Raw genomic sequence first — 23,377 nt, forward strand, 5'->3', positions numbered from 1 at the left:
GACCTGTGTCCCCAGAATGTGGGTCCATGAGCCGACCCGTCCCACTCCCGTCGGACCTACCGCACGTCCGAGGCGGGCATGAAGAGCACGCGCCCACCAGAGCGGCGCTGCTGCGCGTGAGCTTCCCCGCAGGAGGTGGGCGTGGGCTGGCGGTCCGGGGGAAGGCCATCGAGCCACACGCGGCAGAGGCCCGGCGGCGGCAGGCGGTCCGGTGGGACGCCGTTGAAGTCGACGGGCCCGTAATCGGTCGCGCCGACCTCTCCGGTCTGGAAGGAGCGGGAGGAGGTGGCCACGATCACCAGCCCGCCCGTGTCCCTCGCCGTCCGGTGCGCATACCCGCACGTCATGGGCGCGGGCTGCCGGTCGGGCGGGAGGCCTCGGTACCAGATACGACACAGGCCCTGCGGCGGGACGCGGTCCGGCGGGACGTGGAAGTTCGAGGTGGCCGGCGGCGGAGGCCCGGGCGGCGCGGGTGGCGGACGGTTCGGCGGGGGAGGGGGAGCCGGGTGCGGCGCCGGGGGGCGAGGCCGGCGTCCTTCCGCAGGCACCACGATGCAGCCCGTGGCGGCGAACAGCATTCCAATGAGCAGGAGGCGAGAGCTCTTCATGATGCGGTGAGGTTCTATCCGACCGCCGCGAGAGAGCCGTCAAGAAAGGGTGCTACATGCCTGGAGCAGTTTTCTTGCCCGATCGACGGCCACTGGTACCTTCCACAGGCTCATGACGGCGCGGAAAAAGTTCCTGATGGTGGCGGGGGTTCTGGCGGGGGCCCTGTCCCTGGCCTCCGTCGCCGACGCCCGGGGCTTCCGTCGCTACCTCTCGCTGCGGCAGGACGTGGAGTCGCTCCAGGAGCGCAACCGCACGCTGGCCGAGCAGAACGAGGCGCTGCGGCGCGAGATCAACGCGCTGCGCAAGGACCCCGAAGCCCTCGAGCGCGCCGCCCGCGAGGAGCTCGGCTACGTCAAGCCGGGCGAGATCGTCTTCCACCTGGAGGAGGAGCCATGAACGCGCTCTCGTCCATCCCGTTGATGCCCAAGGTCGTCCGCCACGTGGTGCGCTCGCTGCCCGCGGCGTCCGTCCTGCTGGTCTTCATCCACCTGGCGCGCAACGGGTTCCGGGGCCTGAACCGGCTGGGCTGGACCGAGGCCTGTCTGGTGCTCTTCCTGCTCGTGGGGCTGGGGCTGTCGGCGTGGAGGCGGCTGCGGCGCAGCGCGCTGGGCGCCCCGGTGGAGCTGAGGGACGACCTGGAGCTGGGCGGAGCCCTCATCGCCGCGGCCTTCATCGTGGTGGCCATCGCCGGCGGGGTGCTCTTCCCCATCGTCTACCTGCTGATGGCGTTCCTGGTGGCCTTCCTGCCGCGCAACGCCGGCCTGACGCTGCTGGGCGTGGCGCTGGTGTTCGACGGGCTCGTCACCCTGGGCGCGCCGAAGGGGGGCGGCTGGCCGTCGTTCCTCACGCACTCCCTGTTCCTGATGCTCTTCGCGGGCCTGTACCACATGGTGCTGTCCGCCCGGATCGCCGCCGCCCGCCACGCGGAGAACGACGCGGTGCAGAAGCGCATCAAGGAGGTGGAGGAGCGCGCCCGCACCTTCCGCCTCATCAGCTCCGGCACCCAGGACAGCTTCTCGGGGATGAACCAGGACGAGAAGTGGCTGGTGGCCTCGGTGAAGGAGATCGAGGGCGCGGTGGGCGCCGCGCTCGAGGTGGCCGAGACGGCCCTGCGCACCCATACCTGCGCGGCCTTCCTGCTCACCTCGGACGACAAGAGCCTGAAGCTGTATGACTGCCGCTCCACCTCCGAGCGCATCCAGCGCGAGCGCTTCAACGCGGGCGAGGGCATCATCGGCGGGGTGCTCAAGCGCCAGGCGCCGGTGCGGATGAACTCGCCGAACGGGCTCAAGGGCATCACCTACTACGACGGCGGCTCGCCGCAGGTGTCGGCGGTGCTGGCGGTGCCCATCCTCGAGGCGAGCGGGCTGGTGCGCGGCGTGCTGGTGGCGGACCGGGTGATGCACGAGCCGTTCTCCGATCAGGACGAGCGGCTGCTCACCACCATCGCCGGCGAGGTGCTGCGCGCGATGGAGGTGGAGCGGGTGATGACGTACATCCGCAAGAGCCGGGACGAGAAGGATCGGTTCTTCCGCGCCATCGAGGAGCTCAACCGCGCCGGCAGCCCGGAGCAGGTGTTCGTCGCGGTGCTGGAGAGCGCGCGGCAGATCGCCAGCCTGGACTTCTGCGCGGTGACGCTGGTGAGCGAGGTGGAGGGCAAGCGCGTCCACAAGGTGGCCCGGATGACGGGCGTCACGACGGCGGGCAAGGCGCTCGAGGGCCGCTCCTTCCCGGACAACAACGGGCTGGTGGCCAACGTGGTGCGCTACGGCGCGCCGCTGCCGGGCCGCGACATCAAGGCCATGGACCGCCAGGTCATCTTCGACGAGGAGACGCAGATCCGCGGCCTGGGCGCGCTGAAGATCTTCCCGCTCACGGCGGGGGACCGCATCCTCGGCACGCTGGTGGCCGGCTCTCGCAAGAAGGCGCTGGATCAGGACGTGCTGCGCATGCTGGAGGTGATGGCGATCCAGGCGGCGCAGGCGGTGCTCCGCGCGCAGCTCTTCGAGCAGATGGAGCGCATGGCCACCACGGACGGCCTCACCAGCCTGCTCAACCACCGCACCTTCCAGAGCAAGGCGGACGAGTACCTGGCGCAGTCCAAGCGCTACCAGCGCAAGGTGTCGCTCATCCTCACGGACATCGACCACTTCAAGAGCGTCAACGACACCTACGGTCACCCCACGGGCGACGCGGTGCTCCGAGGCGTGGCGAAGATCCTCCGCGACAAGGCGCGCGACACGGACATCGTCGCGCGCTACGGCGGCGAGGAGTTCGCCATCATCATGCCGGAGACGGACGCCAAGGGCGCGCTGGTGATCGCCGAGCGCATCCGCGAGGCGGTGAAGGCCGAGGTGTTCCAGACGGAGCTGGGGCCGCTGAAGGTGACGCTGTCGCTGGGCATCGCCACGGGCCCGGACTACGGCTACGAGAAGCAGCAGCTCATCGACCTGGCGGACCAGTGCCTGTACCACGCCAAGCGCCACGGCCGGAACCAGTCGGTCACGGTGGCGCAGATGCAGGGCGGCAAGAAGCTCCAGGTCGCCGAGGCCGGGTAGGCGCGCGCTTCACTCCGGGCCGCTCACCCCTGGGCGGGCTCCGAGCCCCCCTTCACCGGTGGCGGCGTGCGCGGGGGAGGCAACTTCACGGGAAGCGCGGCGTCCGCCGCAGCCTCCGTCGCGATGGCCAGGGTGATGCGGAACGTCGTGCCCTTGCCTACCTCGCTCTCCACGTGCAGCTCTCCTCCGAGCGAGGTGACGATGCTGTGGCACACCGAGAGCCCCAGCCCCGTGCCTTCTCCCGCCTCCTTGGTGGTGAAGAACGGATCGAAGATGCGGCCCAGGTTCTCCGCGGGAATGCCGCAGCCGGTGTCGCTCACCTCCACCGTGACGCGCCCCGGCGCGCTCACCCGTGCCACCACGCGGATCTCGTTCTCCTCGGGCCTGCCCATGGCAATGGCGTGCGCGGCGTTGATCAGCAGGTTCAGGAACACCTGGCCCAGCCGCGTCGCGTTGCCTCGCACCGGCGGCACGTCCGCGCAGTCCTCCACCAGCCGGGCCCGCGGGGCGAGCTCGCGCGCCACCAGCTTGGCCGCCGTGCCGACCACCTCGCGCAGGTCCACCGGGCCGGTGCGCTCCTCCGTCGGCCGTGCCAGCTCCTTGAGATCCTTCACGATGAGGCGCACGCGCTCGGCCCCATCCCGCGCCTCGCCCACCACCTCCATCAGCTCCGCCCGCGCGTCCTCCGGGAAGGACGCCTGGTGGCGGGTCAGCTCCTTCTGCAGGTAGTGGAGGTTGCTGAGGACGTACGACAGCGGGTTGTTTATCTCGTGCCCCACGCCCGCGGCGAGCTGTCCGATGGAGGCCAGCCGATCGGCGAAGAAGAGCTGGGCCTGGGTGTCCTTGAGCTGCCGCAGGCTGTCGATGAGCTGCGAGTTGGCCTGCTCCAGCTCCTGGGTCCGCGCGCGGACCGTCTCCTCCAGCAGCGTCTGCTGGCGGCGGGCCTCCTGCTCCTTGGCCTCCACCTCGGCCTTCATCAGCTGGTGCTTCTCGTCGAGCGTCTGCCTCAGCTCCGCGGCCATCTGGTTGAACGCCCGCGAGAGCGCCCCCAGCTCGTCCCGCCGCTCCGTGGGCAGGCTCACCTGGAGATCTCCCTGGCCAATGCGCACGGACACGGCCATCAGCGCGCGCAGGGCCTCCCCCAGCGGCAGGATGACGAGCAGGATCAGCGCCAGCAGCAGGCCACAGATGATGGGAAGCGCCATCGACACTCGGGCGGCCCACCGCAGCTCGGTCTCCGATTGCTGCTTGAACTCCGCCTGCTCGCGATATTCCTCCTCCAGGGCCAGGTTGATGAGCTGGCCCGCGTCATGCTCGAACGCCTCGAACAGCTTCCACTCCGCGAGCTGCTGCTGGGCCTCCGGCGGCTGGGTGCGGACCGTCTCCTCGGCCCGGGCCGCCCAGTCGTGCAGCGCGCCAATCGTCGCGGTCCACTCCTCTGGACCCTGCACCGACTCGTCGTGGGCGAGCTCCCGGGCCGTCAGGTCTCTCAAGAGCGCCTGCTCCCGGGAGACGGTCGTCTGGAACTCACTCAGCAGGGCCTGGGTGTCCCCGCCGGTGTCCCGGGCGCGCAGCAGGTTGCGCAGGTAGCGCTCCGCGACCACGTGCAGCCGCCCGAAGCTGTCGATCTGCTCCTGGATGAGCAGGAGTCGATCTCGCGAGGCACGACCGCTGCTCACGGCCATGTGGAACATGAGCCCCATGAGGCTCACGACACACATGGTGAGGCCCACCACGAGGAAGACCTTGCGGCGAATCGTCATCTTCCTCTCGAGTCGGTCCCCTGGAATTCAGTGTCGGACCGAGTTCAAGGCTTGAGACGCCCGGATGTCGATGAGAAAAACCTGTATCACCGTATTTTATACATCTCCTGCCTGTATTCATCCATGCGCATCCCTCTCGCCATCACCACCAGCGCCAGACCGAAGGAGTGGCTCGTCGCCCAGGCCCGGGCCGCCGCGCGCCAGTGGCGGGTACCCTTCATCGCACGCCAGCCCAAGGAGTCCATTGCCCTCTGGTTCGAGACCCACGCCGAGGCCCTCCTCATCTTCGGCCATGACGGGGTGACGCTCTGGGACCGCGAGGGCCACCATGGTTTTCACGGGGGGATGGCCCACCTGCGCCGGCTCCGGGTGGCCGCGGGAGAGCCGGACACGTTCGTCCGGGTGGCGGAGCTGCGAGCGGGAGACGCCGTGCTCGACTGCACCTTGGGCCTGGCCCAGGACGCACTGGTGGCCTCGCTCGCGGTGGGGCCCGGGGGCAGGGTGGTGGGCGTGGAGAAGAGCCTGGCCCTGTGCGCCCTCGTCTCGGAAGGGCTGAAGACCTACGAGCTGGGGCCGGACTCGTGCCGGGTGGAGGTGGTGCACGCGGACGCGCTCGAGTACCTGCGCACGCTGCCGGCCCGCTCCTTCGATGTCGTCTGCTTCGATCCGATGTTCGCCCGGCCCCAGAAGTCCCAGCCCGGCTTCGACGTGCTGCGGCGCTTCGCCAGCCATGACCCGCTCGCTCCCGAGGCGCTGGAGGAGGGCCGCCGCGTGGCCCGGCGCTGGGTGGTCGTCAAGGGCGCCCGATACTCCGATGACTTGAGGAAGCTCGGGCTCACTCCGGAGCCCGGCTCGCGCTACACCGAGGTGGCCTGGGGACGCGCCCGTCCCCTCGAGCCGTAGGCCGGGCCCCAAAAACAAACCGCCCCCCGGCCGGAGCCAGGGGGCGGTCATGGTCGCTCAGCCGTGCCGAGCGTCCCGCGGAACTAGCACTTGGTGATGTAGGCGCCGCTCTTCACGTCCTCGCAGGTGGCCTTCTCGGCACAGTCGGCAATCTTCTCCGCCGCGTCGGCAGCTGCGTCCGTGCACTCGGCCTCATCGCCGTCGCTATCGCCGTCGTTGTCCGGGATGGTGACGCCGCACTCCTCCAGACGGTCCTCGAGCTTGTTGGCGGCCTTCTCGCACGCATCCGAGCAACCGGTTCCGAAGACAGTGGCAACACCCAGCAGACCCGCGAACACGAACTTCTTCATCGACATGTCCCCCTCCAGAGGGTTTTGACAGGGCCTGGGAACTCCAAGCCCCTTGCAGTCCAGGCCTCGAAATCGGTGGCCAGGACCGGGCGCACTTCACCCTGATTCACATGAGTCGTCCAGTCCACACTTCTTCTCATGGGCTGGGAAATTCGCTCCGGGCACAACTTTCGCCTCCCCCATTTCGAGAATGTAGGAGGAAGACACCCTCTTTTGCTCCCAGAGACCCCCCCATGAGCTTGATTCAACGAGGTCTGAACCTCCTGAACCGCGTCCAGAACAACGTCCAGAGCACCGTCGACAAGGTGCAGAGCGCCGCCAGCACCGCGGGCAATGCGGTGCGCAATGGTGTCGAGAAGGGCGGACAGAAGCTGGAGCAGTTCGCCGACGGCTTCGAGGGCCAGGTCCAGCAGAAGGCCGGCCTGCTGGGCGGCATCTTCGGGGACAAGTCGGACAAGGCCTTCGACGGGAAGCTGGTGGGCGCGGGCGGGCAGACGTTCAACCCGGGCACGCCGCTGAGCCAGGTGCCGGGCGTGACGCCGAAGAACAACCCCAACCCCTCCGAGACGATCATCTACGTCAACGGCATCGGCGACACGAAGAACAAGCAGTTCGGCAGCCTGCAGCAGATCGCGGACACCACGGGCGCCAAGGTCCTCGGCGTGCACAACGCCACCGAGGGCATGGCGGCCGACGTGCTCCAGTGCGTGAAGGACAAGCTGGACAAGGGCACCAACCCGGCGGTGGACACGCTGGCGGACACCGTCTACGCGGAGCTGAAGGCGGGGCGCTCGGTGCACCTGATGGGGCACAGCCAGGGCGCGCTCATCACCAGCCGCGCGCTGAGCCACGTGGCCAACCGGCTGCGCGTCGAGGACGGCCTGTCGAAGGCGGACACCGAGAAGCTGCTGAGCAAGGTGAACGTGGAGACGTTCGGCGGGGCCGCCGCCAACTACCCGGACGGGCCCAGGTACGTGCACTACGTGAACAACAAGGACAAGGTCCCCGGCCTCTTCGGGCTGGGCGACGGCGAGGGCCCCGAGGAGTTCCTGAAGCACGCGGGCCGTGACGCCGTGGTGCGCCGCTACGACTACGGCGACAACATGGGCGACGCGCACCGCCTGAGCGATGCCTACCTGCCGTTCCGCATCCCGTTCGACGAGGCGCGCGCCGGCAAGCCGTAGCCCGACGGGCGTTGGCGCCTGGCAGTCGGAGAGACCTCGGTGGCGACGTGAGGCGAGGGCCCTCGCGCGCTGCCGAGGTCTTCGTCCTTGCAGGAAACGAAAAGAGCCCGACGACGTCACCGTCGTCGAGCTCCTCGAGTGGCTCCAGCTGTGTCCCAGGCCTTACGGAGGGCCGTAGCCCTGCACGCGCGAGTTCAGCTCCACCGCGGTGGCGTAGATCTGCGCCCACGCCTTGAACTTCAAGCGGTCCCCGAAGCCCTTCTGATCGTTGGCGTAGTGGAACAGGTCCTCGCGGAACAGCGCGTCGGCGGCCTTGCGCGCATCGCCGCTCAGCGGCGTGCCCTTCCTGTCGTAGTAGCGCAGCAGATCGTAGCCGTAGTCGTGCGTCTTGGCCGCCGGATCGAACTCCTTGTCCGGACCGATCTTCCCAGGGGCCGAGGCGGAGCCGTGGGGATCCTGCATCCGAGCCCCGTGCTTCGTCTGGAGCTGGAAGGGCTTGTAGCCCATCACCTGCTCGAAGTCGGCCGGAGGCGGACGCGCGCCCGTGAGGTACTCGCGCATCAGCTTGCCGTGGTCACCCGTGGGCGCCGCCGCGACCTGGGCCGTGCGCTGCACCGCGCTGGCGCCCTCGAAGGAGTCACGGGCGAAGGGGCGCGCCGGCTCGGCGGCCACGGGCTTGTTCGTCGAAGCAACCTCCGGGCTGGAGCTCAGCGGGAGGCGGGGAGAGACTCGCTCATTGCGGACGATCATGGGGGCTCTTGGGAAAGGCTTTCCCAAATTGTCGTAAAATGTAGGCGGAAGTTGCTTCTGGACTCACCATGCGCCGCAAAACGGAGGAAGCCCTTTGAAAACGGACGTTTATCGGGACGCGATGGCTCGGCTGGAGCAGGGGGACGTGACGGAGGCCCGGCGCCTCTTGGAGGAGGCCTGGCGGGAGTCGCCCGACTCGGTGGAGGTGATGCACGGGCTGGCCCTGGCGCTGGACATGGCCGGTGAGCGCACGCGAGCCAGGGAGCTGCTGGAGCGGGCCCACGCGCGAGCGCCCACCGAGCCGGACCCGGCGTGTGATCTGGCGATGCTCTTCCTGGAGCACGAGCAGGACACGCGGGCGGAGTGGGTCCTCGCGCCCGCGCTGGAGGCCCATCCGTGGCATCCGCGCCTCAACCTCTTCATGGCCATGGCCCTTGCGAAAAAGGACACAGAACGCGCGCGCGGATACGCCTCCAATGTGTTGCAGGACACAGATCCGGAGCTGCGACAGCAGGCCGAGGCGCTCTTGCGCGTGCTCGATGCGAACACAGACAGGTCCAGGTAGATGTATCGAATGACTCGCGCTGAGAACTCGCTTGCTTGCCTGGGAAGTCAGGGCCCACCTGCTTTGACACGGATGACTCAGCGCGGCGGAATCCGTGACTTGCAAGGTAGTGTGTGAAGCGTAGACAATCCGCGCTCTTCGATTCTCTTCTAGTGCTCGGCTTTCCCTTGTCCCCGTGAAGGGAGGACTCATGTCGAATCGTGCTGTGAAGACCATCCGCTCGGCTGCGCTCGTGGTGGCGGCTCTCGCCGCGCCGGCCGCCCTGGCCGGCTCCTCGGATACCTCGGACGCGGCGTGCGGCAGCACCGCCGCTGGCTGGAACGCCCCCAACGGCTCGCTCATCCTCAGCCGGGGTGGCGGAGGAGGTCCGATCGCCGCGGTGCTCGACGCGGTAGGCGAGTACCGGACGCACTCGATGTTCTCTCACGGGCCGGGCCAGGACGTGACGCACGAGACGATGTACACGCCGGGCACCAACGGCTGGCCCTCCTACTGCAGCACGCCGCTGAAGCAGGGCGAGCTGACCTCGGGCTTCCCGGGGGCCGCGCGCATCAACCAGGGCGCCATCTATCAGTACCTCTATGGTGGCGGTGGCAGCCTCCAGTACCTCTCCTACCAGCGCAGCCGCACCTCGGCCGGGTTCGACACCCGGGGCGAGGCGGTCTCCAACTGGATGCTGAGCTCGATGCCTACCGTGGCCTGGACCTCGAAGCAGGACGGCGGCCAGAGCTTCCGGCGGTACCTGGGGCCCAACGGCAACGTCCTCAACTACGTGCTCTACCAGTACCGCGATCTCGAGGGGGTGCACGTGGGCGGCGCCGGCTGGAACAACGGCATGGTGTGCTCGACGCTGATCGCCCACGCCCAGTACCGCGCGGGCTTCTCGCCGGTGGACGCGTACATCTACAACCACTCCCTGCTGCAGACGGCGGGCAACTCGCTCTACAACTCCGTCCAGAACGAGTGCAACACGGGCCTCGGCTTCTGGAAGGGGATCGGCTCGTCGATCACCTGCTTCGAGAACATCTGTGACGACGCGGGCCGCCAGGTTCGTAACTGCATGGCCGCAGGCCGGTGCGACACCGACGACAGCGGCGTGTGGAACAACATCTCCAACAACGCGGGCACCGTGGCGCGGTCCATCAGCCCGGACAGGCTCGGCGGCTGGAGCGGCCACCCGTACAACGGCGCCGGCGTGAGCCTCTGGGCGTATGACACCTCGAACACGATCCAGTGGAACTCGGGCGGCAACGTCTACGGGTGCTGGTTCTGATCTCAAGGACTGAGCAGTGAGCGTGAGCAGGAGACGGAAGGCGGGAATCGCCGCGCTCGGCGCGTGCGTGCTGGTGGCGCTGGTGGCATGGCTGTGGGGTGGGGACACTCCTCCCTCCACGCCGCCACCACCTCCTCCGGCCCAGCCCGGACCGACGCTGACGGAGGCCGCCCCGGCTCCTGCTCCGCGCCCCATACCCTCGTCGGAGGCTCCGCCGCCGGCCCCCGAGGCCCCGGCGGATCCGGCCGCCCCGATCATCGACGAAGTCACCGTCGAGAAGACCGAGGTGTGCGAGGGCGAGGAGAACCTGATCTCCGTCCGGGCCCACACGCCGGACGGGACCGATCCCTACCTGCACTACACGATCGGCGGCCGGCAGGGGCCGCGGGTGCCGGTGCGCTCGTGGATCGCGGATGACGGCGAGACGCCCAAGCTCCAGGTGCAGGTGTTCGGCAAGAACAACGTCGTCACGACGGTGGACGTGCCGCCCTTCACGGTGAAGCCGTGCAAGCCCCAGCGCATGGCGCTGATCACCACGAACCTGCGGGCGAACACCTGGGGAGAGTTCGATCTCGAGGTGAAGCTCATCGAGAACCCGGCGCCGGACAACGCCTCGTTCGTGCCGTTCCAGCCGCGCTCCTACGAGTGGTCCTTCGGAGACGGGGAGAAGGCGACGACGACGGTGCCCTACGTCACCCACAGCTTCGAGAGCCGGAAGCAGGACGCGCTGTTCTCCAACCTGCTCATCGAGGTGAAGGTGCATGGCAACGCGGACGAGCCGGTGCTGGGGCGCACCTCCGTCCAGCTGCTCAACCCGGCCTTCGAGGACCTGGCGACCAAGGGCGTGGTGACGCTGCTGGTGCAGTTCACGCCGCGCTTCCCGGAGCTGGGCAGTGACGGGGTGGTGCGGCAGAAGGTCCGGCTGTTCCACATGCGGGATCGGCCGGTGTTCATCCACAATGCCTACGTGTTCAAGCACCTGATCAACCCCACGGGGCCCACGCAGCAGCAGGTGGTGGATCCCTCGTCGCTGCTGGGCTCGAGCATCATCCCGCCGGGCCGTGGCCTCGAGTTCGAGGTGAAGCTGGACACGAACAAGGACACGAACGTCTTCTCGGTGGAGCACGCCCTGGAGGGCAAGGACTCGGAGGGCCTGCCGGCGCGCGGCACGTTCTCGGTGATGCGCCCGCCGCCCAGGCCCACGAAGGAGAAGAGCGATCCGGTGGTGGATCCGATGCTGAAGGCGAAGATCCTCGCCGCCCGGAAGATCCTCAACCGGCCCTACGTGACGGACGAGGACCTGTGGGCGCTGGAGCGCCAGGGCAGGTTCGCGGACATCAACGCGCGGTTCCAGAACGAGCAGCAGGCCACCGCGCGGCAGGACGACAAGCGCGAGCCCACGAAGGATCCGGGCCCGCCGCCCGAGGGCCCCACGGCCACTCCGGACAACCAGGACGGCCGCCGGCCTCAGACGCCGCCGAAGCCGGGATCACGATGACGGAGCTGGAGCCGTTGCTCAGGCGGCTGGAGCAGCTGACCCCCGCCTTCGGCCGGGCGAAGGACGATCTGACGGCGCTGTCCACCCGGGCTCGCCACCAGGACTACAAGGGCGTGCTGCAGAACGCGCGGCTGGTGGTGGAGATGCTGCTGCGCTCGCTGGTGACCACCGAGCTGAAGCAGACGCCGGGCAAGGCGATGCTGGACGAGCTCATCAGCAAGTTCCGCCAGCAGGCCCACGCCGGCGTCATCCCCACCAACATCCTGGCGCACATGGGGACGGTGCAGGCGTGGGGCAACCTCAGCTCGCACGATCACGCCGGAGGCCTCCATGAGACGGGGGTGAAGGTCGGCATCGAGGAGGCGGCGACGAGCCTCAACTCCCTCGTGGCGATCCTCACCTGGTACAAGGAGCGCTACGTCCAGGAGCCTGTCGCGCCGGTTCCCGAGACGCCCCCCGTGACGACCGCGGCCACCTCGCCGGCACCGAGTGCGGGCACCTCCAAGAGCAGGCGCACGGCATTCATGGCCGGAGGGCTCCTCGCGGTGCTGCTCGGAGGCCTGGGCGTGCTGACGCTCCGCTCCAACCCCGTGCCGGAGCTTCGGCTCCGCATGGACGTGATCTCCGCCGAGAACAGCGAGCCCGTGCCCCCGGCGGCGTGCCAGGAGCAGGATGCCGCGGCGCTCACGGCGCTGCTCGAGGTGGCGCCGGGCCTCTCGGATCGCATCCCCGAGATGTCGCGGGCGGGGAAGGCCGCCGAGGTGCTCGAGACGCTCCGGGCGCGCGGCAAGGCGTGGCGTCCGGAGGGGTGGTTCCACGTGGCCCGGGCGAGCCTTCTCGCGGGCCATCCGGACACCGCCGCCATGAGCGCGGCGCTCGAGTGCCAGGGCTTCGCGGCGGCGGAGAACCTGGCGGGCAGGATGGCGGCGCTGGCCCAGGACTGGAAGGAGAGCGTGGCTCACTACGAGCGCGCCGCGGCGCTGGACGCGAACTTCTGGAAGCCTCGCTTCAACCTGGGGCTCATCCACCTGCAGGCGCAGCGCGCGGAACAGGCCGTTCCGCTGCTCGAGAAGGCGGCGGAGCTCGCTCCGGACGTGGCGGAGATCTCCCTGTTCCTGGGGCACGCCTACGCGGCGCGAGCAGGCTCGGCGCAGGCCGCTGGACGCGACGGAGAGGCCAACACGGATCGGATGCGCGCCAAGGCCGCGTGGTGCCGCGCCCGGGATCGAGGGGCCCCGCAGGCGGGCGCTCTCTGCAAGCCCTGAGGCGTCACTTCATCAGCCGGGCCAGGTCCATGGAGGCGAGCATGAAGTCCGGCTCCTCCTCGAGGACGACGCCCAGCTCCTTCTTCGCGGTCTCCACGTCCTTGCGGTCCTTGGCGTCCAGGGCGCGGGAGTAGCGCAGCGCGGTCTGCGTGGTGAGCCTGCGAGGCTTGCGCGAGGGCTGGGGTGTCCCCGGCGCCCTGGGCGGCTCGGAGGAGGGCGGCTTGGAGGGCTCGGGGCTCTTGGTGGCGAGCCCCTCCAGCACCTTGTTGACGTCTTGCGCGAGCTTCTGCTCGAGCAGGAGGAACTCGTCCGCGTCGCCCCGGGCGTTGAGGGCGCGGAGGATGGTGGCCGTGCGCACCTCGATGACCCTGGCGCCCATGATGAGCATGTTCGTCTTGCCCATCTTCATGTCGAAGTAGTCGCCCATGACGAGGTAGTGGGCGCCGACGAGCTGGCCGATACGGGCCACGGTGGCCGGGTCGAACTTGCTGGACTGGCCCAGCTCGAGCTCCTGGATGATCTCCTCGAGCCGATCCCGCTCGACGAGGTGCGCGGTCCCGAAGTCGGACAGGTCCGAGATGAGCATCTGGGCCAGGCCCTTCTTGAGCACCTCCAGGTCGGGGTTCTTGCCGCCGTATCCGAAGTAGAGCACCGCGACGGTGGGCTTGTCGGCGGCGGCGGACGGCAGGGCCAGGAGCGCGAGAAGGAGGCAGAGCAGACGCAGGGGCAGGGACGGAAGGGCAGGCACGAAACGGGATTCTGTCACGGAGGCGCCTGTAAGCTGCAACCCATGGATGCCAAGCTGCGAGAGGTGGTCGAGGCCCTGTGCCAGGAGGGCCAGGTCGAGTGGACCGCCGAGAGACCCGCGCCCGGAGCCGAGCCCACCGAGCGGGAGCTGTACCTCAGTGTGGGCTCGAGGGGCGAGGCCCAGCCGGCCCACCCGAGGATGCTGTCCTGGAAGCTGCCGCAGTGGGTGCGGCGCTCGGCGCGCTCCACCACGGGCGTGGTGCTGATGGCGGAGGCGGAGCTGGAGGCCTTCGTCCAGGAGCGGAAGCGGCGGCAGGCGGAGGGCGGCGGCGCGCCGATGCTCCTGCGGGTGCACGAGGCGACGCTGGACGTGGTCTCGGCGGCGGTGCTGCTCATGTACCGGGTGCTGCATGGCCACTTCCCTCCTGGGGCCGAGGCGCTCGGCAGCTACGTGGGCGCGTGGGAGCAGGGTCACACGGAGCTGGCGGGAGACTACGAGCGGGCGCTGGGGCCGGTGTTCTACGCGGGGCTGCGCCTGTGGCCCTCGCGCAAGGGGCGCCCGGCCCGCGAGGTGGTGGAATTGATGGCGTCCGTGCTGGAGTCGGCGAGGAGCGTCATGGAGCTGGCGAGCCTGCCCCCGTCCCTCATTCCCCTGGTCGTCTCGCGGCGGCTGAAGGCGGACGCGCTGCTGTACCGGGCCGAGCTCTCGCGAGCCCAGCGCGTGCAGCTCGACATCCCGCTGGGCGAGGAGAAGAACGCGCCCGTGCGGCGGGTGGACGGGCTCTTCCTGTCCTCCTCCCAGGACGTCACGGTGCTGAAGCTGCTGGCTCGGAGCGACACGGAGCACTCCCACTACGGCCAGGGCTTCGACTTCATGGCCGTGCACGCTCCGGAGGCGGAGCAGGCGTTCTTCCGGCACACGTTCTCGCTCGCGCCGGAGCGCGCCGGGACGCTGGCGGATCTGGCGGGGTGGCTGGACACGCTGGAGGGCGAGCAGACGCCGGCGGGCACGCCCCGAGCGCGCGGGACACGGCGCTTCGAGCAGCAGCCCAACGACTACTCGGATCCCTGGTACTCGGATGGCTATACCGGGACGGCGGGCCGCTCCACGATCGTGGCGCCTCCCTTCACGGGCACCCGCCTGACGCGCCGCGAGCTGTGGGAGTCGCTCTGGAGCCGCTTCAACGTGGGCCGGAATGTGCCCGTCCTGAAGTCCCACACCGTCTACGCCCGGCCCTTCCTGTGGAAGGGCACCCCGCCGGAGGAGACGCTGCTGGCCAGAGGCTTCCGTCGTCACACCCTCTCCGATCAGGCCAGCGCCTTCCACCCGGCGGTGGCCCACTCCTTCATGGGGGACTCCACGGAAGCGGACGTGGCGCACTATGAGCGGGTGCTCGACGGGCAGACCGTCCACGTCTCGGTCTATCCGAACCGACTGGTGGTGCTCTGGATCGAGCGGGCCAGGACGACGGAGAGCTCCCTGTATGCGCTGGCCCAGGAACAGGCGGCGCTGGTGGAGGGGAGCGCGCTCTGGGAGCAGTCGCGGCTCGGGGAGCTGGGCGAATGGCTGGGGCCGCTGGGCCCGGAGCGGTGGCTCGTGTACGGCGCGTACCGGATCTCTCGGGGGCGCTCGTCGATGCTGGACGACTCTCGGTCGATGCAGGGGCTCTTCCACGCGCTGGCGTCGGGAATGGCGCCGACGCTGGAGCGGCTGCCGTCGGAGGCGGCGGCGGAGAACCGGCGGGTGCTGAGGGATGCGGCGGGGGAGACGGAGCACTGGCTGACGCCGACGGGTGGCGCGCGGTTGGAGCTGCTGCTCGAAGCGGAGGAGGGCGCGCCGCTGCGGTGCGACCAGGACTTCCTCCTCTTCCTGATGACCACGGGCCAGCGCTACTCGGCCTTCGAGATCAGCCGGCGGATGGCGGAGGTGGAGCAGCGCTATCGGACCTCGCGCTGGCAGAGCCTGAGGCCCGCGCGCAGCGTGCGCTCGGACGTGATGCTGTTCACGAACTCGCTGTGGCACTCGCGGGTGGGGGAGGACCCGGACTTCAACGCGCGCTACCTGGCGTGGCACTCGATCCACGGCCTGCAGGAGACGGTGGGAGCGATGAAGGACCAGGCCTCGGAGCTGGACCAGTACAAGCGGGACCAGTTCGACCGGATGGTGGGGCTGTTGGTGTTCGTCTTCCTGCCGGTGAGCCTGGCGTGTGGCTTCTTCTCGGGAGCCCAGTTCCAGGATCTCAGTCCGACGGTGGGCATTCCGGGGACGACCACGGGCTGGCTGGTGTTCCTGGGCTACACGGCGGCGTTCACGGTGCTCGTCTTCGGCACGGTGGCCCTCGCGCGCCTGCTGAGCTGGCGCAGGCGCTGACGGGTCGAAGCCGGTGAGTGAGCAGGGACCGATTTTACCTGCAATGGGGCCCCGCTGTGAGAGGCGGGAAGCCACTGTGGTGCTCTTGAAGACCTTTCCCTGCTTACGGCTTAAGAAAAATTAGCCCACCTTTCTTATTTTGTTGGAGTTCATGGGAAGAACGTTCTAAATAATCGGTATCCACCGCGGGGTTCCTGCTGGGACCGCGGCATGGATGACTCAAAACCCCACCCCCGAGGGACTCAGAGCATGTTCAAGAAAGCCGCATTCGTCGTGGTGAGCTGTGGCGCGTTGCTGTCTGGCTGCGGTGGTACCGAGCCGCAGAGCGAGAACGAGCAGATCATCTCCAACCTGGTCGAAGCCGGCTTCCCGTCCAGCGACATCATGGTCGTCGACGACAAGGTGTACGTGGGCCTCGACGCTCATGTGACCTACGACGCGTCCGTCGAGATGCTCCAGCCTGGCAACGAGAGCGCCGAGCAGTACCGGACGACCAACCTGGTCGGCACCAGCGTGACGAAGATCTGCGTCGTCCCGACGTCCCAGTTCAACAGCTACAGCCGCCTGAGCCAGGGCCTCGACGCGGCAATTGAGAACTACAACAGCCTGGGTCTGCGCATTACCTTCGCGCGCGGCTCGACCACCGGCTGCACCGCGACCATCTCCGCGAAGACCATGAGCGGCACCGGCGGCTCCGCGGGCTTCCCGTCGGGCGGCAAGCCCTACGGCACCATCAACATCGGCACCGGCCTGCAGAGCTACAGCGTCGACGTGAACGAGCACGTCATCACCCACGAGCTCGGCCACGCGATCGGCTTCCGTCACTCGGACTACTACAACCGCTCCATCAGCTGCGGCGGCTCCGCCACCAACGAGGGCGCCTCCAACGTGGGCGCCATCCTCATCCCCGGCACGCCGGACACGGCCACGGTGGGCGGCTCGGTCATGAACTCCTGCTTCCGCTCGACCGAGAGCGGCGAGTGGACCAGCTCTGACCGCACCGCGCTGAACTACCTCTACTGAGAGATGGCGCGGCAGCCTCCTGGTTCGTTCATGACTCCGTGGGGCTCGATTCTGGCGGGCACCTTCCTCCTGGGCATCGTGGCCTGTGGAGATGAGGTGCCCGCGCACCCTCCGGTCTGCGCCACCGCGAGCAGGCCGGAGGTGAGCAGTCTGTGGCAGTGTGGCCCGGCCCTCGAGTTCATCCCCGTCAACAGCTACCAGGGTGAGTTCGCGAACATCCAGGAACGGGAAGACGCCGTCGTCATGATCGACGGCCGCTGTACGGGAACGCTGATCGCCGCGAGCGCGGGGCCTGTGGTGCTCACCGCGGGCCACTGTGTCGGGCTCGGGGACCAGGCGCTGCTCGTCTTCAACTTCGAGGACGAGCCCGACGGCGACCCGCTGTTGACCGAGGGCACCGTCATCGAGCAGTCGCTCGAGCCTGACTATGCGCTCATTGCGCTCGACACGCTTCCCGCCGTCAAGCCTGTCCCGCTGACGACCCAGGCCAGCGAGCGGCTGGCGATCATCCAGCATCCCCGAGGCAGGCCCAAGGTCATCACCGAGGGCACGTATTGGGACTCCTGCAACCAGCTCGTCTTCTACGTGGGGCTGGACACCCTGGTCGGCAGCTCCGGCGCGGGCGTGCTCAACCGCCAGGGGTACCTGCTGGGCCTGCACACCGACGGCGACTGCGACGAGAAGGGCCGCGGCTCCAACAGGGGCTGGACCGCCGAAGCCATCGTCGAAGCGTCCGCGTACCTGCGGAGCACCGACATCGCCGAGCGCTGACGCTGGTGACAGCCGTCATCAGGCCAGGAGTGCAGTCACCAGCGCGCCCGCGGCTCGAGGCTGCTGGCTTTTCCGGCAGGCCCGTAAACTCCCGGGATCACGGAATGCCCGCGCTCCGCCAGACCTGAGCGCCCGCTGGCACGCCAGCCGCAATAGGGACTCCCCGAACGACTCATCCCGGAGATTCCCCCATGAAGAGCTTCAAGGTCGGCGGCTTCAAGACTCCTTCCTTCTCCAGGCCCGAGACGCGGAGCCCCAGCTTCTCGGCGCCCCGGTCCCCCCCGCCTACCCCCCGGCAGCCTCCCGTGCGGGATGGGTTCGACTCCTCCAGCACCCGGGGGACCTCGTGGAACCCCTTCGGGAGGCAGTCACCTCCGAACGTCACGTCCCAGTTCGCCGCGCACCCGGAGAACTTCGCCTGCAACAACATGCTCAACGGGTACAACATGTTCCCGGGCAAGAGCCCCGACGGCGTGAAGCTCCCCACCTCGCAGAACCCCTGGGTTCACGCCAACGACTCCAAGGTGAGCCTGAACGTCCACCAGCAGAACGGCAACTCGAACCTCTCGCTCTCGCACGCGAACACCCAGGGTGCCCCGGCCCACTACCTGCACTACCAGTCGACGGGCACCGGTCGTTTCGCGGGCATCGAGGGCGTGCCGCTCCACCCTCAGCCGGGCCAGCCGAACATGGTGGTGACGGGGCCCCTCAACGGCTGCGCCGTCCACGCGCTGCAGAACAAGGACGACCACACCCTGTCCTTCGTCCACCACGCGGACTTCTCGAGGAACGGGAGGCAGGAGTACAGCGACTTCCTCGCCCAGAACCAACACCTCCGGCCGCTGGGCAGCTTCGGGCCGAGCGACTACGCGCACTCCACGGGCAACGGCCGCATCGAGACGGGCGCCACGGCCTTCGCCCACTACTACACGCGGCCCGGCCACACGCAGGGCGAGTGGCAGATGGTGGGCCAGCTCAATGACTGGCAGAACGGAGGAGACCGGTACGGCCGCCCGCAGCTGGGCTGGCCCGAGAAACTCTCCGTGCCGACCATTCAGACCATCCCGCTCAAGCCGGAGTAGTCCTTCGAGCTCCAACGTCGTGGTCAATGCTCTCGTCGAGGGCTAGGGTGCGCCGGCATGAACGCTCGTGCCACGCTCCCAGCCTTCGTCGTCGCGTGCCTGGCCGCCAGCGCCGTCCAGGCGAAGCCCTACCGCGCCATGGTGACGCGCACCGCGGAGACCACCCGCAGCGGCAACCTGGAGCTGGGCCTTCGCTACCAGGGCTTCTTCTCCCTGGACTTCGAGGAGTCCCAGCCCTACCAGCAGCTCTCCCCGAGCGCCCGCTTCGGCATCCTCGACAACCTGGAGGCCAACATCTACCTCGAGGTGCTGGCGCTGGGGCTGCCGGGGGACGAAGAGTTCCAGGTGGCCTTCGGCGACATCCCCATCGGGTTGCAGTGGACCTTCCTGGAGGAGCGCACCTTCGCGCTGGCCGTCTACGGGCGCGGCACGCTGCCCACGGGGCCGAGTGATCTGGACACCGTGCTGCCGACCCTGTCGGACGGCACCTGGGATCTGGAGGGCAGCCTCATCGGCGAGCTGCGCGCGAGCAAGGATCTGCGCTTCATGCTCAACGCCAGCTATCTGCGCCACGGGACACGGGGACGCGGCGAGCTGCCCGACTTCGACGTGCCGGACGCGGTGCAGTTCGGGCTGGCGGGGGCGTACAACCTCGACAACTTCACGCTGGTGGGGTTGGAGGTGGTGGGGCGCTTCTTCCTCGAGGATGCCATCACCCCGGCGTGGCGGGACAACGCCAACCAGGTGGAGATCATCCCCGTGGTCCGCTACGAGGCCTTCCCGGGGCTGGTGCTGGAGGCGGTGGCCGGCGTGTCGGTGACGCCGGGCTTGTGGGACATCTACCAGTTCCGCGCGCTGCTCGGGGGGACGTACGAGTTCGATCTCGGAGAGGGCCCCAAGCTGCCCAAGAGCGAGGACGATCTGCGGCGGCCCGGGCGCCCCACCAAGAAGCAGCCCCCTCGCCGACGCTGACCATTCACGGAGCGACTCATTCATGATTGACCACACGGGCATTGGTGTCGCGGATGTCCCCCGATCCGCTGAGTTCTATGACGCGGCGCTGGGAGCGCTGGGGCTGCGCCGAGTCGAGGAACTTCGAGAGGGCGAGCGGCTGGACGGCGTTGGCTATGGCGTGGACTACCCCGTCTTCTGGATTGACCGCTTCCATCCGCACGGCGTGAAGCAGCACACGGCATTCGCCGCGAAGAGCCGCGCCGAGGTGGATGCGTTCCACGCGGCGGGCCTGCGTGCCGGTGGAACGGATAACGGCGCTCCAGGGCTGCGTCCGACCGACACGGGCTACCCTGCTGGGTATTACGCGGCCTTCGTGATCGATCCGGACGGCAACAACATGGAGGCCCTCTACCGAGAGCGTCCGGCTCAGCCCTAGGCGCTGATGCAGGGGAACGACGCCTCGAGACAAGGGAGGCGGGAGCCTCCCGGCTCGTGAGTAGCGGGAGGCTCCAGCGCTGTCACCTCTGAAGACGAGGGTTGTCAGTAGAGGTGAACGGTCTCTGCGTGGGTGAGGATCGGCTGACCACTCGACCGGAGGTACAGGTGAACGGACTCGGCCCCGCCGATGACCGCGTCGAGCAGTGCGCTGTCCTCGATCGTGGGGAGGCTCTCCAGCGTGGAAGAGGTGTCGTTCTCGTTTCGGGTCTCGAGCATACGCTTCATGGTGTTTCCCCCTGTGGAGTGCGCTGGCCATGGGAGAACAGCGGCTCAGCGCGAGAGAAGAATTCACGCGGCGTGCGCTCCAAGTCAACACAAAATCATCACGCATGTAATTCGCGATTTATGATGTTTGTGTTTAGCGCATGTAGAGGAAGATGTTCGGCTCTTTCTGCTTGGCCTTGAAGTTCCGTGGCTGGGGATGGATCCCCCGAGCAGGAGAATGTGCGGGCAGAAAGCAGGCAGTCCGCTTCATCACATCGCGCGGAAACTCGGCGTCACGCCGTGCTTCCAGCAGTTCTGATTGAATCTGCAGGTGCTGGTGCAGGTGCGCGATCGTCCATTGATCTCCGCTCAAACGCATGGAGTGTCTCCATTGATTGGCCCCGAATGGCTGGCAGCACCCTGCGGCGCCGCGTGGCGGAGGCTCAAGTGAGGTGGACACACTCTTTCGAAGGGTGGAGCGTGAGCGAGGTGGGCGGTTCTGGTCCGAACTGGTACGACAGGCAGACCAGTTCGGAAAGACCACGCCTCAGCTACCCCACCCACCCCTGACGCCCTACGCATGAGGTAGGCTGTGCGGGAGAGAAGTAGCGGTTCCACTCTTTCCCCAGGGATGACATGGGCAGCAAGGCGCTCCTCACTCCGGCCCATCCGGCCCTGCTTCCGCTCGATACGGTGGTGGAGGCCTGGCGCGTGGTGGGCTGGGCCGGCTGCGGTGTCTATGGGGCTGTGTATCGCGCGGTGCCCGTGCACGACGAGCACGCCCCACCCGTGGCCCTCAAGCTGGCGCTGCATCCCGAGGACCCTCGCTTCGTGCGCGAGGGGGAGCTGCTGTCGCGCTGTCGCCACCCCAGCATCCCGCGCCTGCTGGGGCAGGGCTCCTGGCAGTCTCCCGCTGGCAGCCGTCACCCGTTCCTGGTGATGGAGTGGGTGGATGGGGTGCCCTTGTACGAGCAGGCCCAGGCTCAGCCTCCCGAGCCCTCTCAGGTGCGGCGCTGGTTGCAGCAGCTCGCGGAGGCGCTGGCCGTGCTGCACGCGCAGGGGGCCGTCCATCGAGACCTGAAGGGGGGCAACATCCTGGTACGCAGCAGGGATGGTCGGGCCATGCTCATGGACTTCGGCACCGGGCTGTATCCTGGAGCGGCCCCGCTCACTCCGGCCATGCGGTTTCCAGGCACACCGATTTATCGCTCTCCGGAGTCCTGGCTCTTCGAGGTGCGCTTCTACCGAGACGAGGGGGCGCGCTACCGGCCGGCCCCAGCCGATGACTTGTACGCGCTGGGAGTGACGGCGTGCCGGCTGCTGACCGGCGAGTACCCCGAGCCGGCGGTGCCCGTGAGGGACGAGCACGGCGTGTGTCACATGCAGGGAGTGCTGTTGCCACGTGCGCTGCGGAAGAGCCCGAACGTGGATCCGGCTCTGCGCGCCTGCACGTTGAGACTGCTGACGGTGCAGCCCGAGCAGAGGGGGAGTGCGGAGCAACTGGCGAGGGAGCTGGAATCAACCCTCAGGCCCGCGAGGCTCCGCCCACGTCACGGCAGGCGTGGGTGGGCCCTGGCCGCGGCGGCAGTTGCCCTGGCCGTCGGGGCGTGGGCAGCGGTTCCTGGCAGGTTCTGGCGGGAGCGTTCCGTCGCGCAGGCCGAGCGCATGGGGGCGGCGGTAGGGACCGCCGGGCTCGGGGACGCGGCAGCGGGCATGGTCTTGGTGCAGGCACCCGCTGGCAGCGCGACGGAAGGAATGGGCAAGGACACGCTGCCCGAGCCCCTGCCCGGGCAGGTGAAGCCCGATCAGAAAGGGCGGTGCCCGTTCAAGGGGTTGGTTTCGCTGAACGGAGGGTGCTGGTTGACGGAGGCTCAGGGAGAGCCTGAGAAATGCGTGGAGCTCGGGGGCCAGATGTTCCAGGGCACCTGTTACATGCCCCTCGTTCCACCCGGGCGGAAGCGTCCTCCCACCTCGGGTTCCATGAAGAATCCGTAGACCGGGCTCACTGAATGTGACGGCTCAGGGGGAATAGAGCTCCGCCGAGGCAATGCTCTGCTTATCGTTGCGGCCACCCGCGATGAGCACCTGGCCCGAGGGCAGCAGCGTCGCCGTGTGGTGATGGCGCGGCTCGGAGAGCTGGAATGTGGGGCTCCAGGGGTTGGCCCCCGGGGACGGATCGAATAGCACCGCCGTGGCCAGCGTGACTCCTTCGTTGCGGCCACCCGCGATGAGCACCTGGCCCGAGGGCAGCAACGTCGCGGTGTGGTACTGGCGAGCCTCTGGCAGCGGTGGGAGGCTCCGCCAGGTGCCGGTCTCCGGATCATAGAGCTCCGCCGTGGCGCCACTCACGACGAGCACCTTGCCCGAGAGCAGCACCGTGGCCGTGTGGTTGTCTCGAGGTCCCGACATCGAGCCCGTGCTGCTCCACGTGCTGGTGGCCGGATCATACAGAGCGGCACTGGCTGAATATGCCTGATAGTACCCTCCCGAGAGGAGCGCCTTTCCGGTGGGCAGCAACACCAACGCGGGCTGCATCCTGCGCTCGGGAGCGGCGCTCGTCGCGGACCACGTTCCCGTGCCCTCGTCGTACAACTCGATGCTCCCAGATGTGGCCGGGTTGCCCGGATCGCCTCCAGCCACGAGCACCTTCCCTCCAGGCAACAGCACGGCCCGAGGGTAGATCCGGCCCACGCTCATGGAGCCTGTATAGGCCCAGGTTCCGCTGGCTGGGTCATACAGCTCGGCTCTATAGCCCTGCAGCCCATGCCCCAGGACCATGACCTTGCCCGAGGAGAGCTGCACCGCTCCATGGGCGACGCGGCCCTCGTTCAAGTCCCCGGTCGGGCTCCAGTGTCCTGTGATCGGATCATAGAGTTCCGACGAGCGCAGGCCAGTGGAGTCGGAATCGATACCCGAGCCCCCCGAGACGAGCACCTTCCCGGAAGCCAGCAGCACCGCCGTGTGTCCGCTGCGCGGAGTGTTCATGCTCTCCGCGACGCTCAACCCCGA

The 23,377-nt window shown here is 68.5% G+C and carries 23 protein-coding genes; 15 read left to right on the forward strand and 8 right to left on the reverse strand.

Annotated elements, in window-relative coordinates:
• Window positions 1-56: 56 nt before the first annotated feature.
• A complete protein-coding gene (locus tag KY572_RS35835; protein WP_224248192.1) occupies window positions 57-608 on the reverse strand; it encodes a hypothetical protein in 552 nt (183 codons plus the stop codon).
• A 112-nt stretch (window positions 609-720) separates the two neighbouring features.
• Here KY572_RS35835 and KY572_RS35840 point away from each other — a divergent pair, with 112 nt between their 5' ends.
• Both KY572_RS35840 and KY572_RS35845 read left to right on the forward strand, forming a co-directional pair.
• On the forward strand, window positions 721-1,005 hold the full coding sequence (locus tag KY572_RS35840) for an FtsB family cell division protein (RefSeq protein WP_224248193.1): 285 nt from the start codon (window positions 721-723) through the stop codon (window positions 1,003-1,005).
• On the forward strand, window positions 1,002-3,167 hold the full coding sequence (locus tag KY572_RS35845; RefSeq protein ID WP_224248194.1) for a sensor domain-containing diguanylate cyclase: 2,166 nt from the start codon (window positions 1,002-1,004) through the stop codon (window positions 3,165-3,167). Before KY572_RS35840 ends, KY572_RS35845 begins: the two co-directional genes overlap by 4 nt.
• 23 nt (window positions 3,168-3,190) lie before the next feature.
• Here KY572_RS35845 and KY572_RS47510 read toward each other — a convergent pair whose 3' ends face one another.
• Window positions 3,191-4,930: a sensor histidine kinase gene (locus KY572_RS47510; protein WP_263452279.1), complete on the reverse strand. Its 1,740-nt coding sequence runs from the start codon at window positions 4,928-4,930 to the stop codon at window positions 3,191-3,193.
• Window positions 4,931-5,053: 123 nt separating this feature from the next.
• Here KY572_RS47510 and KY572_RS35860 point away from each other — a divergent pair, with 123 nt between their 5' ends.
• Window positions 5,054-5,833, forward strand: a complete 780-nt coding sequence (locus KY572_RS35860) for a class I SAM-dependent methyltransferase (RefSeq protein ID WP_224248195.1) — start codon at window positions 5,054-5,056, stop codon at window positions 5,831-5,833.
• Between the two features lie 83 nt (window positions 5,834-5,916).
• Here KY572_RS35860 and KY572_RS35865 read toward each other — a convergent pair whose 3' ends face one another.
• Entirely contained in the window at window positions 5,917-6,189 is a 273-nt protein-coding gene (locus KY572_RS35865; RefSeq protein WP_224248196.1) for a hypothetical protein, read from the reverse strand.
• 227 nt (window positions 6,190-6,416) lie between these two features.
• Here KY572_RS35865 and KY572_RS35870 point away from each other — a divergent pair, with 227 nt between their 5' ends.
• On the forward strand, window positions 6,417-7,367 hold the full coding sequence (locus KY572_RS35870; protein WP_224248197.1) for a hypothetical protein: 951 nt from the start codon (window positions 6,417-6,419) through the stop codon (window positions 7,365-7,367).
• A 162-nt stretch (window positions 7,368-7,529) separates the two neighbouring features.
• On the opposite strand, the gene KY572_RS35875 is transcribed toward KY572_RS35870, so the two are convergent.
• Window positions 7,530-8,117: a hypothetical protein gene (locus tag KY572_RS35875; RefSeq protein ID WP_224248198.1), complete on the reverse strand. Its 588-nt coding sequence runs from the start codon at window positions 8,115-8,117 to the stop codon at window positions 7,530-7,532.
• Window positions 8,118-8,211: 94 nt separating this feature from the next.
• Here KY572_RS35875 and KY572_RS35880 point away from each other — a divergent pair, with 94 nt between their 5' ends.
• From KY572_RS35880 to KY572_RS35895, 4 genes are all read left to right on the forward strand, one after another.
• On the forward strand, window positions 8,212-8,682 hold the full coding sequence (locus KY572_RS35880; RefSeq protein WP_224248199.1) for a tetratricopeptide repeat protein: 471 nt from the start codon (window positions 8,212-8,214) through the stop codon (window positions 8,680-8,682).
• A gap of 190 nt (window positions 8,683-8,872) precedes the next feature.
• Window positions 8,873-9,955, forward strand: a complete 1,083-nt coding sequence (locus KY572_RS35885) for a hypothetical protein (RefSeq protein ID WP_224248200.1) — start codon at window positions 8,873-8,875, stop codon at window positions 9,953-9,955.
• A 22-nt stretch (window positions 9,956-9,977) separates the two neighbouring features.
• Window positions 9,978-11,453 (forward strand): PKD domain-containing protein, encoded by a 1,476-nt coding sequence (locus KY572_RS35890; RefSeq protein WP_224248201.1) that lies wholly within the window; start codon window positions 9,978-9,980, stop codon window positions 11,451-11,453.
• A complete protein-coding gene (locus KY572_RS35895) occupies window positions 11,450-12,718 on the forward strand; it encodes a tetratricopeptide repeat protein (RefSeq protein WP_224248202.1) in 1,269 nt (422 codons plus the stop codon). Before KY572_RS35890 ends, KY572_RS35895 begins: the two co-directional genes overlap by 4 nt.
• A 4-nt stretch (window positions 12,719-12,722) precedes the next feature.
• On the opposite strand, the gene KY572_RS35900 is transcribed toward KY572_RS35895, so the two are convergent.
• Window positions 12,723-13,466 (reverse strand): CsgG/HfaB family protein, encoded by a 744-nt coding sequence (locus KY572_RS35900; protein WP_224248203.1) that lies wholly within the window; start codon window positions 13,464-13,466, stop codon window positions 12,723-12,725.
• 42 nt (window positions 13,467-13,508) lie between these two features.
• Between KY572_RS35900 and KY572_RS35905 the strand changes: the two genes are divergently transcribed.
• From KY572_RS35905 to KY572_RS35930, 6 genes are all read left to right on the forward strand, one after another.
• Entirely contained in the window at window positions 13,509-15,836 is a 2,328-nt protein-coding gene (locus KY572_RS35905) for a hypothetical protein (RefSeq protein ID WP_224248204.1), read from the forward strand.
• 249 nt (window positions 15,837-16,085) lie between these two features.
• Window positions 16,086-16,859: a zinc-dependent metalloprotease gene (locus KY572_RS35910; protein ID WP_224248205.1), complete on the forward strand. Its 774-nt coding sequence runs from the start codon at window positions 16,086-16,088 to the stop codon at window positions 16,857-16,859.
• A gap of 3 nt (window positions 16,860-16,862) precedes the next feature.
• A complete protein-coding gene (locus KY572_RS35915) occupies window positions 16,863-17,630 on the forward strand; it encodes a trypsin-like serine peptidase (RefSeq protein WP_224248206.1) in 768 nt (255 codons plus the stop codon).
• Window positions 17,631-17,821: 191 nt separating this feature from the next.
• Entirely contained in the window at window positions 17,822-18,712 is an 891-nt protein-coding gene (locus KY572_RS35920) for a hypothetical protein (RefSeq protein ID WP_224248207.1), read from the forward strand.
• 57 nt (window positions 18,713-18,769) lie between these two features.
• Window positions 18,770-19,684, forward strand: a complete 915-nt coding sequence (locus KY572_RS35925; protein ID WP_224248208.1) for a hypothetical protein — start codon at window positions 18,770-18,772, stop codon at window positions 19,682-19,684.
• A 22-nt stretch (window positions 19,685-19,706) separates the two neighbouring features.
• Entirely contained in the window at window positions 19,707-20,102 is a 396-nt protein-coding gene (locus KY572_RS35930; protein ID WP_224248209.1) for a VOC family protein, read from the forward strand.
• A 104-nt stretch (window positions 20,103-20,206) separates the two neighbouring features.
• Here KY572_RS35930 and KY572_RS35935 read toward each other — a convergent pair whose 3' ends face one another.
• Window positions 20,207-20,389, reverse strand: a complete 183-nt coding sequence (locus KY572_RS35935) for a hypothetical protein (RefSeq protein ID WP_224248210.1) — start codon at window positions 20,387-20,389, stop codon at window positions 20,207-20,209.
• 133 nt (window positions 20,390-20,522) lie between these two features.
• Window positions 20,523-20,747: a hypothetical protein gene (locus KY572_RS35940; protein WP_224248211.1), complete on the reverse strand. Its 225-nt coding sequence runs from the start codon at window positions 20,745-20,747 to the stop codon at window positions 20,523-20,525.
• Between the two features lie 257 nt (window positions 20,748-21,004).
• Between KY572_RS35940 and KY572_RS35945 the strand changes: the two genes are divergently transcribed.
• Window positions 21,005-22,363, forward strand: a complete 1,359-nt coding sequence (locus tag KY572_RS35945) for a serine/threonine-protein kinase (RefSeq protein ID WP_224248212.1) — start codon at window positions 21,005-21,007, stop codon at window positions 22,361-22,363.
• 24 nt (window positions 22,364-22,387) lie between these two features.
• On the opposite strand, the gene KY572_RS35950 is transcribed toward KY572_RS35945, so the two are convergent.
• Window positions 22,388-23,353 (reverse strand): Kelch repeat-containing protein, encoded by a 966-nt coding sequence (locus KY572_RS35950; protein ID WP_224248213.1) that lies wholly within the window; start codon window positions 23,351-23,353, stop codon window positions 22,388-22,390.
• Window positions 23,354-23,377 lie beyond the last annotated feature (24 nt).

Origin of the sequence: Hyalangium gracile, assembly GCF_020103725.1 — a bacterium.
GTDB lineage: Bacteria > Myxococcota > Myxococcia > Myxococcales > Myxococcaceae > Hyalangium > Hyalangium gracile.